The sequence below is a fragment of the Paenibacillus sp. NPDC057886 genome, from assembly GCF_042796655.1.
In the GTDB taxonomy this organism is placed as follows: Bacteria; Bacillota; Bacilli; order Paenibacillales; family Paenibacillaceae; genus Paenibacillus.
In genome coordinates, this window is the sequence record NZ_JBHVMZ010000001.1 from 663,570 (window position 1) to 681,405 (window position 17,836).

The following is a 17,836-nucleotide window of genomic DNA, read 5'->3' on the forward strand; positions in this document are numbered from 1 at the left end:
AATTTTTTAAGGCCCGGATGCACTTGATGTGCATACCCGGGCCTTTTCATTTTGTTTTAAGCTGCACAGATTTTCCTTATTATTGAATCTCCAAGATTTCGATATCATAAGGCCCCAGTTCCAATTGAGGTCCTTTCATAATTCCATCCAATGCACTGGTGTATGAAGCTTGCAACGGAATGGACACAGGTTCAGGACTTAAATTCAGGATAAAACGAAACGTTCCATTCGGTCCTGAGCGGGTTGTCACCTGGACACCGTCTGGCAGGGATTGTATCTCGGACAGGCCACATTGTTCAGCGATGGTTCGTAATAACTGGCTCAGATAAGCTTCATCCGGCTGAGTCGCCACATAATAGACCTTACCTTTACCCCAGTTGTTTTGAGTGACAGCCGCACTTTCGGCATAAAATTGATCCGCATAAACCGCAATCGGCTGTGCCGTGTCCAGTTCCAACACATCAGCCCATTGTGAGGCAGCATACGTGTTGCCCTTCTCATCCCGGATCTGAATTTGGTCACCACCGACGGGGTCATATTCGGTAACACGCACGCCCGAACAAGCAGATAACAAACCTGGAAGTTGCGCCATGACACAGACGTTGTTATCGTTTTTGACACCGGAGCGATGCGTTATGACCAACATTCCACCAGCGGCAGCAAAGGCTTGAAGTTGTTCTGCTGTATTCTCGTCCAGCAAATACAAGTGCGGAGCGATGATGATTTTGTAGCCATCCAGTGCTTCCGAGGGATGTATAACATCCGTACCCAGTCCCCATTTGGTCAAGGCACGATGCCATACTTTCATATTCTCGTAGTAATCCAGACCGTCTGCCTGTGGCTGAATTCGTAGAGCGTTTAATTGATCATGCGAATGCAGGATGGCGACTTCGTTATGCAAAGTGGAGCCTTGCAGGCGTTCACTCAAGCTGTTCACTTCGGTACATAATTGCTGAAACTCCTTGAACCGTCGCCCTGGAACATTGCTGTGATCGATCAGCCCATGCCAGAACTGTTCTGCTCCTATAGTGGCACTGCGCCAGCGGAAATGCACGACCGCATCCGCTCCACGAGCAATGGTTTGCCAGGAGTGAGCACGCAGGAAGCCGGGCTGGGGTGTACGCCACATCGGAAACCAGCATCCCGGAGGTCCGCTAAGCTGCTCCATGATCCAGAAGTTTCGCCGTTTGATGCCCCGTGTCAGATCCAACGACAGTGCGCCACTGTAAGGTGCGGTGTCTGTTTTGTTCGGTGAAGGGTTTGGATAATAATCAAAAGAAGCGAAGTCCAGTTCCTGACCGATTTTATATTGATCTGCCTTTTGCGGATAGCTGTGAAAGTTATGAGTGACAAAATGATCGGGACAGTTACGCCGAATGATCTCGATTTGAATGGTTTGAAAAGCGACAATGGAATCCGACTGAAAACGGGAGTAGTCCAGCAGGAACGAAGGATTCTGAAACGGAGAGCCGCCATAGGGTGGCGTCACCTGTTCCCAATCGCTGTATTCTCCACTCCAGACAACGGTACCCCAAGCCTGGTTGAGCTGCCCAAGTGTAATGTATCGGGCACGAACCCACTCGCGAAAAGCCTCTGAACAAGCAGCACACTGACAATCCGTGAAACTGAATTCATTATCGGTCTGCCAGCCAATCACAGCCGGATGCCCTGCATATCGCTCGCTCAGCTTCTGGACAATTCGTGCACTGTACGTCCGCATGCTCGGACTGTTATAACAGCGATGGCCGCGAACTCCTTCGTGATACAACTGTTCATTTGGCAGCACTGGCAGAATATCGGGACATTTTTCGGTGAGCCAGCGCGGAGGTGTCATCGTTGGTGTACCGATCACCACCTGAAGCCCGTTACGATAAAGGGTATTGAGCGCCTGATCAAGCCATGTCCAATCGAATTGTCCATCGGCAGGCTCCATTCGGCTCCAGGCAAATTCACCCACACGGACAATACGTACACCACTTTCGGCCATTAATCGGGCATCCTGCTCCCACAGGTTAGGGTCCCAGTGTTCGGGATAATAATCAACGCCCATTTGAACAGGTCGGTTTTGGTTCATGTATGTTACTCTCCTTTGGTCTGGTATAATGATTTCATGCACGGTCAAGCCCATGCTTAATGACTCCACTATCAACATCTTGTGGAATGGCGTTGACTCTATTTCATTTTATAGTGGATAATGACAGGGGAATATAATAACATGTTGCGATAGGATATCATGATCTTGCTATTTTCGGAGGATGAATATATGCGAAGCCATTGGTTTATGCCGGAGCCCGGGCATGCAGGATATGCATGTTATCCGGTGGCTTACGGAAGATATGTCGATCCAGAGCACAGTGAACATCGTCCGGACGGAATACGAGAGTATAATCTGCATCTGGTTTTTAACGGGCAGGGTGAAGTGAGAACCGAGCAGGGGAACGTTCGATTAACGGCTGGACAAGGCTTTCTATATGCGCCGGGACAGGCACAGCAATATTATGCCGATCCATCCGATCCCTGGGATATCAGATGGATTCATCTGCAAGCCCACGATCTGGAGCGGCTGCTGGGCTTGCGGAATCCGGATAAAGTGTGGCTCTTTTCATTCTCTGGAGAGGACCGTTTCGAAGATTTGCACGAACAATTGTGCCAGCTCGGTGCAGGTTATGAGAGTGTGCATGAACCCAAATTGTCGGCGGTACTGTATGAGCTGCTAGCTGAACTGGCACGGAATTCGGAGTCAATCGAAGGGACGTCATTACTGAACCATCAGGATACGATCCGCTCCACGGCCGATTATATCCGGCGTCACTGCACACAGCCGCTGAGTCTTGCTGAAATGGCGGATACAGCGGGATATAGTGTGTATTATTTTAATCGCATGTTCAAGAGTATCATGGGTGTTCCACCTGGCAGGTATTTGCTGGATTGTCGCATTCTGGTCGCGAAGAGAATGCTCGTAGACTCGGAACTGTCCGTAAAACAAATTGCTTCTCAGTGCGGATTTACACACAGCAGTTATTTTATTCGTATGTTTCGAACCTATATCGGGATGACCCCGCAGCAATTCAGATCATTGTACAGCTCGGGAAGCGGAGGATAAGGAGGGATAAGTGGGACATAAATAAATATCTCAATAAATATGTGAATAAGTTATCACATACCAAATAGGCAGAGCCTATCATTAATAATCAAAAAAAACGTGCTGCCAGTTTCTACTGAGCGGCACGTTTTTTGCAATATGACTGAACAGTAGGGGGAGGGGAAATGGTGCATGTCCAATGAGGTTATTTGTTCTGATCTTTGCTTTGGATTTCCTGCAGCTCATCGATGCTTAACTTGAGATCATTCTCGGGGTTCGCGCTCACAATAACTTCGGACTTCGATTGTTGCTCACCCGGTTGAGTCGATTTGGCTACGGGTTTGATTACATACAGGCTTTGCACGGAATTCAGCAGGCTGGCGGGGGTGTCCTCATACGTTTCCAGGAAGAGTACATAATCTTTGGTGGGAATGAATTTGATATTGTCATCGTTAATAATCTCGGTATTGCCCAGCTGTCCGCCAAGCTGTTTCACTTCAATGGTGTCGCCGGCAGCGTGAGTTCCCTTGAAGGATTCAGCAACCTTAATGGTATAAATCGTATAAATTTTATCAAAGGGAACAATATCCTCACCGCCAGGGTTAATTTGCTCATCCAGAGCACTTTCATTTACAGCAGGAGCTTGTACCATGTCATTCAATGCTTCAACCCGTGTTTGGATGACACTGCCTCTAACGACGGTGTTTGCTCTCTCGGAGAGATCGCCGATGCTTGAGTAACTTGGGAAGTCCTCGGAAGCAATCATCGTAATTGGTTCATCCTTGGTGGCAGCCGTATTTGTCGTTGCTGAGGAGCAGCCTAGGGCAGATAAAATGAAAATGGAAGAGGCAAGCATCGTTAATACTCGAATTTTTTTCATGGGTAAGAATCCTCCTTGGATTTAGGGGTTTGAGAATAGCGGATTAGTACTTGGATCTGACGTTGTTGATATCGAAGGTTTGAGGCTGTGTCATTGTGTTCCGGTTACGGGAGTAGAGCATGATGGAAGGGCTGGTGGTGGATGGGTTGTCCCCGAGCCAAACGGAGTGTCCGAGCTCATGAACGAATACGCTTTGAATAAAGTTGGACAAGTTGGTTGCATCAGCCGTAATGGTGGTTGCATTCAATTCAATGCGGAAGCTTACGACCTGACTGCCAGACACCGAGGCGTAGTTGACGCCATATGCCGTGTTATTGAAGTTTCCGGCCGTAATGGTGTTGGGGGAACTGCTCGTTTTGGTAAACTGTACTTTGGCACCGGCATTGTTCCAGTTGCTGAGGGAGGCATCCATAGGAGTTTGCCATGTGGAGGCGTAGTTGTAAGTGCGAATCGGAATGGTGGAGCTCGGGTAGCCGTAGGTTAGAAAAGTTGCCGCATAGATGGTACTGCCGAACATCGCGATGGCTGAAAACAACATGATGCTCATGAGAAACTTCCTTTTCATACTTAAAACCTCCAATAATTGTATTTTTTCTCTATTATAGTAACAAGGAATAGAGCTATTGAAATGAGTCTTAAGTCTTTGTTTTCGTGTAAAAAAACAAAAAAATTGCTGGATTAGACCTTACTCGTCTGAAAAGTCGATTGCTGTCCATATTTGCATGCATAATTTCCCTGCAATAACAAACAATACAATCAAATTCAATTCAAACAGGGAAAGGAAGTGCCTGAGCATGTGCAACCGTTTTTCATTGGCAGCCGATTTGGATGAGGTCAGGGATCATTTTAAGATTGAACGAGTGATGTATTATTACAAAAACCGTTACAATATCAGCCCAACCCAGCATACACCGATTATTTTGCATCAGGACGGAGAACGGGTATTGGACGAGTTCAGATGGGGATTCATTCCGTTCTGGGGACGCGATGCAGTTAACGCCAATCTCATGACGGTGCATGAGAATCCAGCCTACTACAAGCTGGTAGAGACGAAGCGTTGTGTTATCCCATGCAATGGTTTATATTACTGGCGTCAGGAAGGCAAGAAAAGCTATGCGGTGCGTGTAGTTATGCCGGATCGTGGATTATTTGGCATTGCGGGATTATACGAGGTATGGAAAGATACGCGCAAACAGCCACTGCGTACCTGCACGATGCTGATGGCGGGGGCAAACATGGTTACACGGGAGTTTGGCAGCAAAATGCCGGCGATTCTGTCTGAAGAAGAGATCAATACCTGGCTGGATCCGGCGAATACACGCGTGACGCAGCTGCTGCCGTTGTTGAAATCCTACAACAGTACAGAGATGAATCTGTATCCGGTTACTCCGATGGTAGCCAATGATGAGCATGACTGTTATGAATGTGTGGAAGAGATGGACCAGAAGCTGGCATACGTTCGCAGTTTCTAAGCTGAGCAAGCAGGTTTAATGAGGCGGAGAGTCATAGGACACTCCGTCTTTTTGGGTTGAGAAATAAAAAACAAGTGTAATGGACAAAAGGCGGGAATTGAATGGAGCAGCGAGCTTTAAGCATGGTAGGGATATGGGGTGAAAAATGAAAAGTTGCAATGTGAGTGAAACGTAACTATAATCATTACAGTAATCGAACGCATATATTCATATATCTATTAAAAGAGATACTTAATCAGGAGGGAACCACGAATGAATCCAAAGTATAGCCCATTGTTTGAACAAGTTTCACTGCCAAGCGGAATTACGCTGAAAAACCGGATCGTGCTCGCTCCAATGACTCATATGTCCTCGAATCCAGATGGTACTGTTTCAGACGCTGAACTTGCTTATTATGCACGTCGTACCGGCGGTGCTGGTATGTCTGTTACAGCGGTAACTCATGTAACTCCAAATGGAATTGGTTTTCCGGCTCAATTTGGTAGTTATGACGACAGCTTTATTCCCGGTCTGAAACGTCTGGCCGATACCATTAAGCAGCAAGGTTCCAAAGCCGTACTGCAAATTTTCCATGCAGGTCGTCTCACACCAGAACAAGCGGTACCAGCGGGTCAAGTCGCTGCGCCAAGCGCTGTTGCCAGTGAGCGTCCGGGATCTCCTGTACCAAGAGAGTTGTCTGATGACGAAATTACGTCCATTATCAAGGACTTTGGGGAAGCAACTCGCCGCGCCATTGAAGCTGGATTCGACGGTGTTGAAATTCATGGTGCAAACGGTTATCTGATCCAACAGTTTTTCTCTCCGCATTCCAACCGACGTGAAGATCGTTGGGGTGGAAGCATCGAAAAACGTCTCACATTCCCACTGGCTGTAGTAGATGAAGTCCAGAAGGCGGTAGCTACACATACGAAACTGCCGTTTATCGTTGGATATCGTTTCTCACCAGAAGAGCCAGAAACACCGGGACTGACCATGGAAGAGACATATGCATTGGTTGATGCGCTGAAAGATAAAAATCTGGATTACCTGCATGTATCCGTCAACGAGTTCTGGTCCAAACCAAGACGAGGTGAAGCAGATACTCGCTCCAGAATTGAATTTATCCTTGACCGTGTGGGCGGTAAACTGCCTGTGATTGGCGTAGGTGCCATCCATACCGCAGATGAGGCAGCGGAAGCTCTTCAGAGCGGTGTGCCATTGCTTGCGATTGGCCGTGAGCTGATTATCGAACCTGATTGGGTTGAGAAAATCGAAAGCGGACGTGAGGAAGATATCGAGACGATTCTCACCAAATCGGATCAGGAACGTCTGGTTATCCCTGACGGTCTGTGGAATGCAATTATTCACACACCGGGCTGGTTCCCTATGGCTGACGATAAATAAAACACAATTTCATTCGAAATGGAGGGAGCGTAGCTCCCTCTTTTTTGCACCTTCTGCGCCCTCGATGAAATTCTCCTTCCGGGGGCACTGTGGTATGATGGGATGAACAGGATTCATCTTGGATAATCAACGGTTTGGAGTGAATGAAGATGCTCGTGGCTGAACGTTATGAGAAAATTGTGGAATGGGTAGATGCGCAGGGAAGCATGCGCGTAACCGAGCTTAGTGAGCGCTGCGGTGTGACGGAAGAGACGATCCGTCGTGATCTGGACAAGCTGGAGCAGGCTGGAAGGCTCAGACGTTCCCATGGCGGGGCTGTCAGCGTAAAATATAAAGAAGAGGGGCAGTCGGAAATCCCTTATCCGGAGCGGGCTGTAACTCATGCAGAAGAGAAACGCAGAATTGCGGACGAAGCGGTAAAAATGGTAGAGCATGGTGACCGGATTGCGCTAGATGCCAGTACAACTGCGTGGTATATGGCGGCAGGACTGCCAAATATACCGCTCACCGTGCTGACCAACTCCATCAAGGTCGCAGCTGAGCTAAGTAACAAGGAACAGATCCGTGTAATCGCGACAGGCGGACAGCTTGCTTCAAAGTCCTTGTCGTTTGTAGGGCCGCTTGCTGAACGTTCGCTTGATGCCTATCATGTGGATAAAGTTTTCTTATCCTGCAAAGGTGTACATCTGACCAAGGGCATCAGTGAGTCGAATGAATTGCAGGCACTGGTGAAGCAGAAGATGATCAGCATTGCCGATGAAGTTGTACTGCTGGCGGATTCGAGCAAGTTTGGTGTGCAGGCTTTTACCAGAGTCGCAGAACTCAGCAGTGTGGCAAAAGTAATAACTGATCTGGGCTTAGATGAAGAGCAGGTTACCGCATTGAATGAACAATCTATAACATGTGTCCGTGTCTAATTAGAAAGGAATGAATATAATGAAACATCCTTTTCATCTGAAAGCTACTTGGAATGGTGGACGTAACAGTGAAGGGCATATTGATGCAGGCGGGTTAAAAACAGTCATCTCGATTCCTCAGGAGATGGGTGGTCCGGGTACCGGTACCAATCCGGATGAAATGCTGCTGGGTGCAGCGTCCACCTGTTATTTGATTACGCTGGCAGCAATGCTGGAGCGGTCGGATATTACACCGGCTGAGCTGACACTGGAGTCGGAAGCGACGGTGGATGTCACCAATAACATATTTACGTATGAGCGGATCGTACACAGACCGCGTGTTGTGCTTAAAGCGGGTGCATCTGAGGCAGATTTGACGAAAGCTGAGCGTCTGGCATATAAAGCAGAAGAGTCCTGCATGATCTCCAGAGCGGTAGCAGGTAACGTCGCCATCGAGACACAGCCAGTGATTATAACAGCAGGCGTTAACGCGGTGTGATATACTGAAGAATAGGCGGCTTGAGCCGTCATTTGTGTAAGATAAGGGGAAGTTCGGTATGAACCTACAGAAAAGCAAAAACTCACGTTTTGCGCGTTTAACACGTGCTTTGAAGCTTAATTTTCTCAAATTGTTACGTGCTCCCGGCGGGGCACATAAAGTGTCTACCGGATTTGCTTTAGGTTTTGGTCTGGAACTGATCGTCATTTCCACAGCATCACTGGTATATCTCGTGTTCTATCCGATTGTACGTTTGTCCGGTGGTTCGCTGCCAGCAGCCATTGTGGGCAACGTGGTCGGCAAGCTAACATTCCTGCCCATCATTTTGATGCCGCTTGCCAAGCAAATTGGTTCCTGGATATTGCCGGCGCACAGCATGGGGCAGGGACTTGTTCATGAGAGTGCTTTTATGGAGCTGTTTCGCGGCAACTGGTCCGCGCTAAGTGAACTATTGCTGGGCGGTCTGGATATTCTGGCAGGCATGTCGGTCTTTGGAGTCATCCTGGGTGTGATTTCTTACTTTGTCGTCAAGTTCTTCTATGTCAGAGCACTCAAACGTCGCTTTGAACGCCGATTGGAGAAACGCAAGCAGGCAGCGATGTCTCCAACTTCGGCTCCCGTGCTGATCAGGAAGACATCACAATCATGATCGGCAGAATGACCATGGACGCGGCGGTTGTCCACAGAATACAGCGGGACACAAACTGCGGCGAGGCATTGAATTGCTCGGCCAAAATGACTGCGTTCACTGCGGTCGGCATGGACGCCAGAATCAGCAGCACGCTGAATAACGTTCCTTCTATCTGAAGTGCGGTTAGGATCAGATACGAGAGTACTGGTGCTGCGGCCAGTCGTACTACAAGTCCCGTCCAGAATGCTTTGCGAACGTTGGGTTTCCAGGGTTCGACGGAACCGCGCGGTCTTAGCATCTGTGCACCGAGGATGGCCAGTACCACAGGGGAATAACCGGCAGCGAGCATGGAGATGCCTCCATCCAGTGCTACGGGCAAGCTCAGATCGGATGCACGCAGAATGATGGCTATCGCAGCAGCATAGATGGAGGGCATACGAAAGACGGACAGAATCGCATTTTTGACGGTAAATTCGGATCTGGCGGCGAAAAAGATTCCTACCGTGTTGACAATAATCATCTGTCCAATGACATATACCGAAGCCTTATCCAATCCAAGCTGTCCAAAGGCAAGCAATACAAGCGGGAGCCCGTAATTCACGCAGTTCGTAAACGTGGAGACAAGGGTAAGTCCCGCTTTTTCGCTTGCCCCAAGATGGAACACTCGGCTCAGCAGTTCAGCTAGTGCCCACAGGGCAATTAGATTAATAATAGAAAACCAGAACGTGCCGGTTACGTCTGTCCATGTAATCTCGGCGTGGAGCAGCGTATCAAAGATAAGCGCAGGGCTCAAAATATAAAGGGAAAAGGTCGACAGCGGCCGGGTGTCCCAATGTTTGAACTGTTTTAGCAGAATGCCTCCAATCACCGGAAGCGATATGGGCAGAAATACATGATATAACGTGAGCAGAAATGAATTAAACAACCGAATTCAGTCCTTTCTGGATGAAAAACCTATTTTATCATAGCAGAAGTTGACCTTTGCCGGGAATGGATTTTGGTATTGTCTTACGTAAAGGACGATGTGGATGCCGCTTCTTTCATGGATGCGCAGGGGCGGTGGATTGCTATTTTGATATGGCAGATTTATTATAGAAGAGGTGCAACCAGATTACATACACATAGAGGAGGAAACTGTAATGAGTGAATCAAAACGCTTGCTCGTATTGGTCGGCTCTTATGCCGAAGCGGAAAATGAGGGCATTTACGCATATGAATTGAATGAGGATACAGGTAACCTCTCCAAGCTTGATGGTATCTCGGGCGTGAAAAACCCAACGTTTGTAAACGTGGATGCTGAAGGTAACAAACTGTATGCGATCGGTGAAACAGCGTCTGCCGAAGGCAACAAAATGTCTGAAGCTGTAGCTCTGAGCATTGATCCTTCTACAGGAAAACTGTCATTGCTGAATCGTCATGACTCAATTTCGGCTCCACCATGTCATATCCAACGTGATCCTTCCGGACGTTACTTGATCCTTTCCAGCTACCATGGTGGTCTGGTGGGTCTGCAAGCCCTGACGGATAACGGTGAAGTTGGCGTGCTTCTGGATGAGAAGAAACATGAAGGCAAAGGTGCGCATCCTGAGCGTCAGGACAAGCCACATGTGCATTCTGCATTCTTCAGCCCGGATGGCAAATACATGATGGTACAGGATCTGGGTGCGGACAAAATCGCAATCTACTCCATTGATGCAGACAAGAATGAACTCGTACTGCACAGTGAAACCAAAACACATCCGGGTGCAGGACCCCGTCACCTGGCATTCCATCCGAGCGGTCAATTCGCCTATGTTATTAACGAAGTGGATTCTTCCATTACGTCTTTCCGTTATGATGCAGCAGCGGGTACATTGACAGAGGTTTCTACCGTGTCCACATTGCCTGACGGCTATGACGGCAATGAAAACACAACAGCTGAAATCGCCGTATCAAACGATGGACGTTTCGTATACGGTTCGAACCGTGGGCATGATAGCATCGTGGTATTTGCAGTAGACGCTGAAACAGGATATTTGAAACTGGTTGAGCATGTATCTGCTGAGGGTGAACACCCACGTCATTTTGCTTTGACTCCGAATGGCAAACTGCTGATTGCAGCTAACCGCGATACCAATAATATCGTTTCCTTTACAGTGGATCAGGAGAGCGGACGTCTGAAATACACAGGTCACAGCACAGGTGTATCCAAGCCGGTATGTGTGAAACCTGTATATCTGTAAACTCTGGATTGAATGATTAACCGAGAGGTTTGAATAAGGTTTCGAGATCAATGTATATGATTTTATTGACCTTAAACTTTGGAAAGACCCTGTCCTTGTGGCGGGGTCTTTTTTGATGAGAAGAGCACAGGGATTTGCAGATAGCCTCATGTGTGGATTGTGAAAGAAAACTTATTTTCAAGATTACGGTTCATATAACAATGTAATTCAATCAATAGTATCGTGCAAGTAACTACCTGACTTCAAAGTGCGTACTTCCTGAACGGATAGTCAGGTTCTACAATGAATGAGTAGCCATAACAAACGTGGTTTGCATCGGAACAGACTGATACTCGAACAACAAAGGAGAAATGAATCGTGAAATTGCAATTGGCATTGGACTTGGTAAACATCCCTGAAGGTATTGCACTTGTTAAAGAAGTTGAACAATATATCGATATCGTTGAGATTGGTACGCCAATCGTTATTAATGAAGGACTGCATGCGGTTAAGGCGATGAAAGAAGCCTTCCCTAATCTGCAAGTACTCGCCGATCTGAAAATTATGGACGCTGGTGGCTACGAGATCATGAAAGCGGCTGAAGCTGGTGCGGATCTGGTAACCGTCCTTGGTGCTAGTAACGACATGACCATCAAAGGTGCGGTAGAAGAAGCGAAAAAACAAAACAAACTTGTGCTGGTTGACATGATCAACGTCGCTGATCTCGAAAAACGTGCACGTGAAGTGGATGCCCTTGGCGTAGATTACATCTGTGTACACACAGGTTATGATCTGCAAGCGGTTGGACAAAGCCCGTTCGAAGATCTGCAAACGATCAAGCAAGCCGTGAAAAACGCAAAAACGGCTGTAGCTGGTGGCATCAAGCTGGAAACATTGCCTGAAGTGATCAAAGCACAACCGGATCTGGTGATTGTGGGTGGCGGTATCACGGGCCAAGCAGACAAAGCCAAAGTAGCTGCTGAGATGCAACGCCTGGTTCAACAAGGGTAAGACAGATGAGCAGCCGACAATATGCAGTGGACATCTTGAAGGAGCTGGAACGTACGCTAAGCCAGATAGACGACTCGGAGATGCAGGCCATGGCGGAACATATTCTGGCTGCCGAACAGGTTTTTGTAGCAGGCGCAGGCCGGTCCGGTCTGATGGGCAAGGCTTTTGCCATGAGATTGATGCAGATGGGACTTCGGGTATATGTAGTTGGGGAGACCGTGACGCCAGGTATCAGTCCGAAGGACTTCCTCTTGTTATGCTCAGGCTCAGGGGAGACAGGCAGTCTGGCAGCGATGGCTCAGAAGGCCAGTAAAGCAGGTGCTCCTGTGGGTCTGATCACGATTAAACCAGAGTCCACTATTGGACAGCTGTCAGATACCGTGGTTCGTCTTCAGGCCTCCGCCAAAGAGGATACAGCGAACGCCGGAGCGGCAGTGACTATTCAGCCGATGGGCTCTCTGTTTGAACAGGGGCTGCTGCTGAGTATGGATGCACTGGTGCTCACCATGATGGACATGAAGAATATGACTGGAGCAGACATGTTTGGGCGTCATGCCAACCTGGAATAGTCCATATGTCATAGACTTTATGAATTAGAATAGATTGAAGACCGAAATTTCCTTGAACATGAGGGAGTTCCGGTCTTTTCTGCTATTGTTGCCTGTGATCTGATTGGGGTCTGCTTAACATCAGGGCCGTGCTGTAGTAGAATGTATACAAGCTGTATCTAACCAATGAACCCGTTTTATGATACAAGGGAGCGGCAAGTTCTCCTGTTGCGGAGTGTTCCTGTGATATGCGTATTGCATTTTAGCGATATAAATCGAATGGAAGAAAAGGGGGCTCGGAGCCATGGCAGCCGAAGTCAAGGAACGGATCAACTTGAAAGAGATCAACTGTGAGAAAGAATTGACCCTTGCTGTGATTGGCGGCAAATGGAAACTGATTATTTTATGGCATCTGGGTCTTGAAGGCACCAAACGTTTCAGTGAATTGAAGCGATTAATTCCTCATATTACCCAAAAGATGCTGACCAACCAGCTGCGTGAGTTGGAGGAAGACAAGCTAATTGAGCGCAAGGTGTATGCAGAAGTACCTCCTCGTGTGGAATATACGTTGACGGATCATGGTGAGAGCCTGATGCCCGTGCTGCATGCGATGTATAACTGGGGTAAAAACTATGGTGAAAATGTGATTTGGAAATCTGAATAAGTTATAGTCAGAACGAACCGCCGGGTAAATGGATACTTCCATCACCCGGCGATTTTTTTATATTTTTAAATTTTGGTCAGTGGATCAACAGTTTACTCCAAACACAGCGGGCATAAATAGCTTGAAGAAGTAGAGCTAAAAGCTTTCTGAAAGAAAGCTACATCGGAAGCATATGCTTATCACCAGATTTTCACCTTTGTAAAATTGAATCAAAAAATCTGGGGATAACAGCGATCGGAAGGTTGTTCTGTCATCGGAGTGGTAAGTCTGAATATTCTTTAGTCCAATCTATAATCCCTTGAACCAAAAGGCTCATTTTAGGATATGTAAGGTATAAATGCTCTGAATATGATACGATGAGAGATATTGGAAATGCAAGGAGGATGACATATAACGATGGAAAAAATACGTACACGCGATGAAGTAAGCCAAGAGACTACCTGGGACTTGCGAGACTTGTTTGGGACTGATGCAGAGTGGGAGCAGGAGCTTAGATCACTGCCTGAAGCTGCTGCCCATATCGAAATATTCAAAGGACATCTGGGCGAAGGCGCTGAGCAGCTACTGGCCTGTCTGGATGCCCGTGAAGCACTTCAGGAACGGATTAGCAAAACGGCTTCATATGCCCGGCTGAAACAGTCGGAGGACAGTACCAATCCTGCGAATATTGAGAATTCAGCCAAGGCGGGAGATATCTTATCGAATTTGTCGTCGTCCTTGTCTTTTGTGAATTCCGAGATCGTGGATCTTCCGGATGGAACGGTTAAACGTTATATTGAAGAACTTCCGGGTTTGCAGCCGTATGCTCGCAGTCTGGATCGTCTAATTCAGGAAAAAGCACATCGTCTTTCGCCCGAAACGGAGAAGGTACTTGCTTCCCTTGGGGAAGTACTGGATTCGCCATACCGGATCTATCTGCGCGGCAAACTGGCAGACATGACGTTTGACGATGCACTTGATGGCGATGACAATAATCGCCCGCTGTCCTGGTCATTTTATGAGAACAATTATGAAATGTCATCGGATACGAAGCTGCGCCGCTCTGCGTATGCTGCATTCAGCTCCAAGCTGAATGATTACAAAAATACGTTTGCTGAAGGTTACGCCACCGAAGTGAAGAAGCAGGTCGTCATGTCCAGGCTGCGTGGATATGATGATGTTACGGATATGCTGCTCAGCCCGCAGCAGGTAAGCAAAGAGATGTATAACAATGTATTGGACATCATCCAGCAGGAACTCGCACCTCATATGCGCAGACTGGCAGCACTCAAGAAACGTGAGTTGGGTCTGGACAAACTGATGTTCTGTGATCTGAAAGCACCATTGGACCCTGAATTCAGTCCTGCCATTACATATGAGGAAGCCTGCACGCTCATTCGTGAAGCTCTTGCCGTGCTAGGACCGGAATATGGCGACATTGTGGAACGTGCATTTAGTGAGCGCTGGGTAGATTACGCCGATAATGCGGGCAAGTCGACAGGAGCTTTTTGTTCGTCCATATATGGTTCTCATTCCTATATCCTGATCTCATGGGCAAACAACATGCGCGGAGCATTTACACTTGCCCATGAAGTGGGACATGCCGGACATTTCATGCTTGCCGGGCATTACCAAAGACTTACGAATACACGACCGTCCCTCTATTTCATAGAGGCGCCTTCAACGATGAATGAAATGCTGCTGGCAGATCATTTGTTGAAACGTTCCGATAATCCGAGAATGCGTCGTTGGGTCATTTTGCAATTGCTCAATACGTATTACCATAACTTTGTTACGCATCTGCTTGAAGGTGAATTGCAGCGTCGGGTGTATGCACTCGCAACCAAGGATGAACCTATCACAGCGAAGACGTTAAGTCAGCTGAAAGGAAACATCCTCTCCGAGTTCTGGGGGCCTGATCTGGTGATTGACGAAGGAGCCAAACTGACCTGGATGAGACAACCTCATTATTATATGGGATTGTATCCATATACCTATGCAGCAGGCCTGACGGCATCTACCGCTGCCGCACAGCTGATTCGGGAAGAGGGGCAGCCTGCCGTAGATCGATGGCTTGACGCATTGAAAGCAGGAGGAAGCCTTGATCCGCAAGAGCTGATGAAGCTTGCGGGTGTGGACATGTCCGGGCCTGAGCCGATTCGTGCTGCTGTGGCCTATGTTGGCAGTCTGGTCGATGAACTTGAACGTCTGTATTCGTAATCAGGTTCATATAGTATACGGACAAGGCTTGTAGGGTTGTCTACGTGCACCGTCTCCTTGGCAGGGGACGGTGCATCTTAATTTGCATGGAGAAGGGAACGATGATGAATGACGTCATTGAGCATATCTTCATCACTGGGCTGGTTAAGCATGGATGGCTTCGGTATTTTTGATGACATGAATGATGTTCCGGGTTTTGAGGGCAATCAGGGTGGTTTTTTTGCTGGATTCAATGAGTTTGGTGCAATGAGTGCGTTTGGATCAATCTTTATTGGCGGCATTTTTCTCATCATTGCCGGTGTCATTGTTTATGCCATTATTTCAGGGGTACGCACATGGTCATCGAATAATGCATCAGCGCTGTTAACCTTGCATTCAACCATTGTGGCAAAACGAACAGAAGTCACAGGTGGGAGCGGGGACAGCAGTGCGTCTACCTGGTATTACGCCACGTTTGAATTTGATAATGGAGACCGTGTGGAATTAAATGTTGGCGGCAGTAATTACGGAATGTTTGTAGAAAATGACCGAGGTATGCTGACGTATCAGGGGACAAGGTTTAAGCATTTTGAAAGAGATGTTCAGCCTCAGTCAGGTGTTAGCAAAAACAGCTTTTATACGTAAAATAACAGGAAAGCGGCTCCTCCCGAATGGAGAGAGTCGTTTTTGATATGGGTAAAAGAAACTAATTACAGGGTATTCAAACGCTTACAATGATGATATACTCGTAAAATAAAGCAAAACAGTATAAAACAAAAATAAACAAACAAAAAAGTACAGAATAAAGTAAAGAATAAGTACAGAGCAGCCATGAATGAAATCAAGAAATGTTCAAGGGTGAAATATAGTATGGGATGAAGGGCTGGTGAAGAGCGGTGAGTGTGATGGCGTATGATTTGGGTGCTGGAAGCGGGAGGGCACTGCTGGGTCATCTGAATGATCGGGGAATGGAAACGATGGAGATCCATCGGTTCAAGAATGAGCCGGTAAAAGCGGGGGAGCGGCTTCACTGGGATATATTGAGGCTGCACCATGAATTGCTGGAAGGGCTGAACCTTGTTAAACAAAAGGGGGAGCAGCCTGAAAGTCTGGGGATTGATTCCTGGGCAGTTGATTTTGGACTGCTTGGAAGTCATGGTGAATTGTTGGGCAATCCATATCATTACCGTGATACACAATTTAACGGCATGATGGATCAGGTGCGCCAGGAATTGACCTCTCAGCGAATTTTCGAACGCACAGGCATCCAGTTTCTTAGCTTTAACACATTGTACCAGTTGGCAACACTTAAGCGTAATGGCTCTCCATTACTTAACGAAGCGGAGCGTTTCCTCATGATCCCCGATCTGCTTCGTTACTTTCTAACCGGTGAAGCGGTGAATGAGTTTACCAACGCCACCACAACACAGCTATACAATCCAACTACAGGGCATTGGGACGGTGAACTGCTTGCACATATCGGCATTTCGGAGACGCTGTTTGGCGAAGTGGTCATGCCAGGTACTCGTGTAGGACAGCTGCGCAGCAGCATTTGCAGTGATCTTGGCTTGTCTGCCATCCCGGTTATCGCGGTTGCGGAGCATGACACAGGTTCAGCGGTCGTAGCTGTTCCGGCAACAGAGCGTTCATTTGCTTACCTGAGCTGTGGGACCTGGTCGCTTATGGGCACGGAGATTGATCATCCCGCCATCAGTTCCGAGAGTCTGGCGCTCAACTTTACGAATGAGGGCGGGGCAGGCGGTACGTTCCGTTTGCTCAAGAACATCATGGGACTGTGGATTTTGCAGGAATGCATGCGTGAATGGGAACGGAAGGGACAGGGAATCAGCTATGCGGAGCTACTGAGCAGGGCGGAACTTGCTCCTCCATTTGCAAGCCTGTTTGATCCTGATGATGAGCGGTTTATGCCAGCAGGGGATATGACCTCGCGTATACAACAATATTGTCGTGATACAGGGCAGGCTGAGCCGCAAGATCAGGGGGCCATTGCCCGTTCCATTCTGGAGAGCCTTGCACTGAAGTATCGGAGGGTGCTGGAATGGACAGAACAACTGTCCAGACAGTCATTTAACGGATTGCATATGGTCGGTGGCGGCATTCAGAATCGCCTGTTATGTCAGTGGACGGCCAACTCTATCGGCAAACCGGTATGGGCGGGTCCGGCAGAAGGCAGTGCGATCGGGAACATGGCTGTACAGTGGATGGCAAGTGGAGCCTTTAAGGATATATGGGAAGCCCGCAAGGTCATCCGTGATTCATTCCCAGTAACTGATTATGAGCCAAAGGACAGAACGATCTGGGAAGAAGCCTACGGCAGATTTCTACGGTTGACCGCATCGTCGGAATCACAAGCCGGGAGCGAGGTGTAAC

General features: G+C 47.9%; 17 protein-coding genes. 13 read left to right on the forward strand and 4 right to left on the reverse strand.

Annotated elements, in window-relative coordinates; all coding sequences use genetic code 11:
* Positions 1-79: 79 nt before the first annotated feature.
* Complete coding sequence (locus ACFVQB_RS03125) at positions 80-2,074, reverse strand: beta-galactosidase (protein WP_379434959.1); 1,995 nt, start codon at positions 2,072-2,074, stop codon at positions 80-82.
* Positions 2,075-2,263: 189 nt separating this feature from the next.
* Here ACFVQB_RS03125 and ACFVQB_RS03130 point away from each other — a divergent pair, with 189 nt between their 5' ends.
* Positions 2,264-3,103, forward strand: a complete 840-nt coding sequence (locus ACFVQB_RS03130) for a helix-turn-helix transcriptional regulator (RefSeq protein WP_379434960.1) — start codon at positions 2,264-2,266, stop codon at positions 3,101-3,103.
* Positions 3,104-3,287: 184 nt separating this feature from the next.
* Here the strand turns inward: ACFVQB_RS03130 and ACFVQB_RS03135 are convergent, their stop codons facing one another.
* Positions 3,288-3,962 carry a hypothetical protein gene (locus ACFVQB_RS03135; protein ID WP_379434961.1) on the reverse strand — a complete coding sequence of 225 codons (675 nt, stop codon included), beginning with the start codon at positions 3,960-3,962 and terminating at the stop codon, positions 3,288-3,290.
* 43 nt (positions 3,963-4,005) lie between these two features.
* Positions 4,006-4,527 carry a zinc metalloprotease gene (locus ACFVQB_RS03140; RefSeq protein ID WP_379434962.1) on the reverse strand — a complete coding sequence of 174 codons (522 nt, stop codon included), beginning with the start codon at positions 4,525-4,527 and terminating at the stop codon, positions 4,006-4,008.
* A gap of 229 nt (positions 4,528-4,756) precedes the next feature.
* On the opposite strand from ACFVQB_RS03140, the gene ACFVQB_RS03145 reads away from it, so the two are divergent.
* The 5 genes from ACFVQB_RS03145 to ACFVQB_RS03165 all read left to right on the forward strand — a co-directional run bounded on the left by ACFVQB_RS03145 (position 4,757) and on the right by ACFVQB_RS03165 (position 8,861).
* Complete coding sequence (locus ACFVQB_RS03145) at positions 4,757-5,434, forward strand: SOS response-associated peptidase (protein ID WP_024632055.1); 678 nt, start codon at positions 4,757-4,759, stop codon at positions 5,432-5,434.
* A 252-nt stretch (positions 5,435-5,686) separates the two neighbouring features.
* A complete protein-coding gene (locus ACFVQB_RS03150) occupies positions 5,687-6,817 on the forward strand; it encodes an NADH-dependent flavin oxidoreductase (RefSeq protein ID WP_379434963.1) in 1,131 nt (376 codons plus the stop codon).
* A gap of 149 nt (positions 6,818-6,966) precedes the next feature.
* Positions 6,967-7,734, forward strand: coding sequence for a DeoR/GlpR family DNA-binding transcription regulator (locus ACFVQB_RS03155; protein WP_379434964.1), 768 nt, complete (start codon positions 6,967-6,969; stop codon positions 7,732-7,734).
* Between the two features lie 19 nt (positions 7,735-7,753).
* A complete protein-coding gene (locus tag ACFVQB_RS03160) occupies positions 7,754-8,212 on the forward strand; it encodes an OsmC family protein (protein ID WP_379434965.1) in 459 nt (152 codons plus the stop codon).
* A gap of 58 nt (positions 8,213-8,270) precedes the next feature.
* The gene (locus ACFVQB_RS03165) at positions 8,271-8,861 is read left to right on the forward strand and encodes a DUF2062 domain-containing protein (RefSeq protein ID WP_379434966.1); all 591 of its coding nucleotides are present in this window, start codon (positions 8,271-8,273) and stop codon (positions 8,859-8,861) included.
* Here the strand turns inward: ACFVQB_RS03165 and ACFVQB_RS03170 are convergent.
* Positions 8,839-9,768, reverse strand: a complete 930-nt coding sequence (locus ACFVQB_RS03170) for an AEC family transporter (protein WP_379434967.1) — start codon at positions 9,766-9,768, stop codon at positions 8,839-8,841. The two genes, ACFVQB_RS03165 and ACFVQB_RS03170, sit on opposite strands and share 23 nt — an antisense overlap.
* 214 nt (positions 9,769-9,982) lie before the next feature.
* On the opposite strand from ACFVQB_RS03170, the gene ACFVQB_RS03175 reads away from it, so the two are divergent.
* The 7 genes from ACFVQB_RS03175 to ACFVQB_RS03205 all read left to right on the forward strand — a co-directional run bounded on the left by ACFVQB_RS03175 (position 9,983) and on the right by ACFVQB_RS03205 (position 17,835).
* Complete coding sequence (locus tag ACFVQB_RS03175; RefSeq protein ID WP_379434968.1) at positions 9,983-11,065, forward strand: lactonase family protein; 1,083 nt, start codon at positions 9,983-9,985, stop codon at positions 11,063-11,065.
* A gap of 357 nt (positions 11,066-11,422) precedes the next feature.
* The gene (gene hxlA / locus ACFVQB_RS03180) at positions 11,423-12,055 is read left to right on the forward strand and encodes a 3-hexulose-6-phosphate synthase (protein ID WP_379434969.1); all 633 of its coding nucleotides are present in this window, start codon (positions 11,423-11,425) and stop codon (positions 12,053-12,055) included.
* 5 nt (positions 12,056-12,060) lie between these two features.
* Positions 12,061-12,624: a 6-phospho-3-hexuloisomerase gene (hxlB, locus tag ACFVQB_RS03185; RefSeq protein WP_379434970.1), complete on the forward strand. Its 564-nt coding sequence runs from the start codon at positions 12,061-12,063 to the stop codon at positions 12,622-12,624.
* A 283-nt stretch (positions 12,625-12,907) separates the two neighbouring features.
* Positions 12,908-13,267 carry a winged helix-turn-helix transcriptional regulator gene (locus ACFVQB_RS03190; protein ID WP_379434971.1) on the forward strand — a complete coding sequence of 120 codons (360 nt, stop codon included), beginning with the start codon at positions 12,908-12,910 and terminating at the stop codon, positions 13,265-13,267.
* Between the two features lie 396 nt (positions 13,268-13,663).
* On the forward strand, positions 13,664-15,466 hold the full coding sequence (gene pepF / locus ACFVQB_RS03195; RefSeq protein WP_379434972.1) for an oligoendopeptidase F: 1,803 nt from the start codon (positions 13,664-13,666) through the stop codon (positions 15,464-15,466).
* 108 nt (positions 15,467-15,574) lie between these two features.
* A complete protein-coding gene (locus tag ACFVQB_RS03200; protein ID WP_256222000.1) occupies positions 15,575-16,090 on the forward strand; it encodes a DUF2500 domain-containing protein in 516 nt (171 codons plus the stop codon).
* 251 nt (positions 16,091-16,341) lie between these two features.
* On the forward strand, positions 16,342-17,835 hold the full coding sequence (locus tag ACFVQB_RS03205) for a rhamnulokinase (RefSeq protein ID WP_379434973.1): 1,494 nt from the start codon (positions 16,342-16,344) through the stop codon (positions 17,833-17,835).
* The last annotated feature ends 1 nt before the right edge of the window (position 17,836 follow it).

What these genes read in the sequence shown, in the direction of transcription:
- ACFVQB_RS03140 (WP_379434962.1), bottom strand. Translation starts at nt 4,527, where the DNA reads ATGAAAAGGAAGTTTCTCATGAGCATCATGTTGTTTTCAGCCATCGCG.
- ACFVQB_RS03175 (WP_379434968.1), top strand. Translation starts at nt 9,983, where the DNA reads ATGAGTGAATCAAAACGCTTGCTCGTATTGGTCGGCTCTTATGCCGAA.
- hxlB (WP_379434970.1), top strand. Translation starts at nt 12,061, where the DNA reads ATGAGCAGCCGACAATATGCAGTGGACATCTTGAAGGAGCTGGAACGT.
- ACFVQB_RS03165 (WP_379434966.1), top strand. Translation starts at nt 8,271, where the DNA reads ATGAACCTACAGAAAAGCAAAAACTCACGTTTTGCGCGTTTAACACGT.
- ACFVQB_RS03125 (WP_379434959.1), bottom strand. Translation starts at nt 2,074, where the DNA reads ATGAACCAAAACCGACCTGTTCAAATGGGCGTTGATTATTATCCCGAA.
- ACFVQB_RS03135 (WP_379434961.1), bottom strand. Translation starts at nt 3,962, where the DNA reads ATGAAAAAAATTCGAGTATTAACGATGCTTGCCTCTTCCATTTTCATT.
- pepF (WP_379434972.1), top strand. Translation starts at nt 13,664, where the DNA reads ATGGAAAAAATACGTACACGCGATGAAGTAAGCCAAGAGACTACCTGG.
- ACFVQB_RS03190 (WP_379434971.1), top strand. Translation starts at nt 12,908, where the DNA reads ATGGCAGCCGAAGTCAAGGAACGGATCAACTTGAAAGAGATCAACTGT.
- ACFVQB_RS03145 (WP_024632055.1), top strand. Translation starts at nt 4,757, where the DNA reads ATGTGCAACCGTTTTTCATTGGCAGCCGATTTGGATGAGGTCAGGGAT.
- ACFVQB_RS03130 (WP_379434960.1), top strand. Translation starts at nt 2,264, where the DNA reads ATGCGAAGCCATTGGTTTATGCCGGAGCCCGGGCATGCAGGATATGCA.
- ACFVQB_RS03150 (WP_379434963.1), top strand. Translation starts at nt 5,687, where the DNA reads ATGAATCCAAAGTATAGCCCATTGTTTGAACAAGTTTCACTGCCAAGC.
- ACFVQB_RS03155 (WP_379434964.1), top strand. Translation starts at nt 6,967, where the DNA reads ATGCTCGTGGCTGAACGTTATGAGAAAATTGTGGAATGGGTAGATGCG.
- ACFVQB_RS03160 (WP_379434965.1), top strand. Translation starts at nt 7,754, where the DNA reads ATGAAACATCCTTTTCATCTGAAAGCTACTTGGAATGGTGGACGTAAC.
- ACFVQB_RS03200 (WP_256222000.1), top strand. Translation starts at nt 15,575, where the DNA reads ATGACGTCATTGAGCATATCTTCATCACTGGGCTGGTTAAGCATGGAT.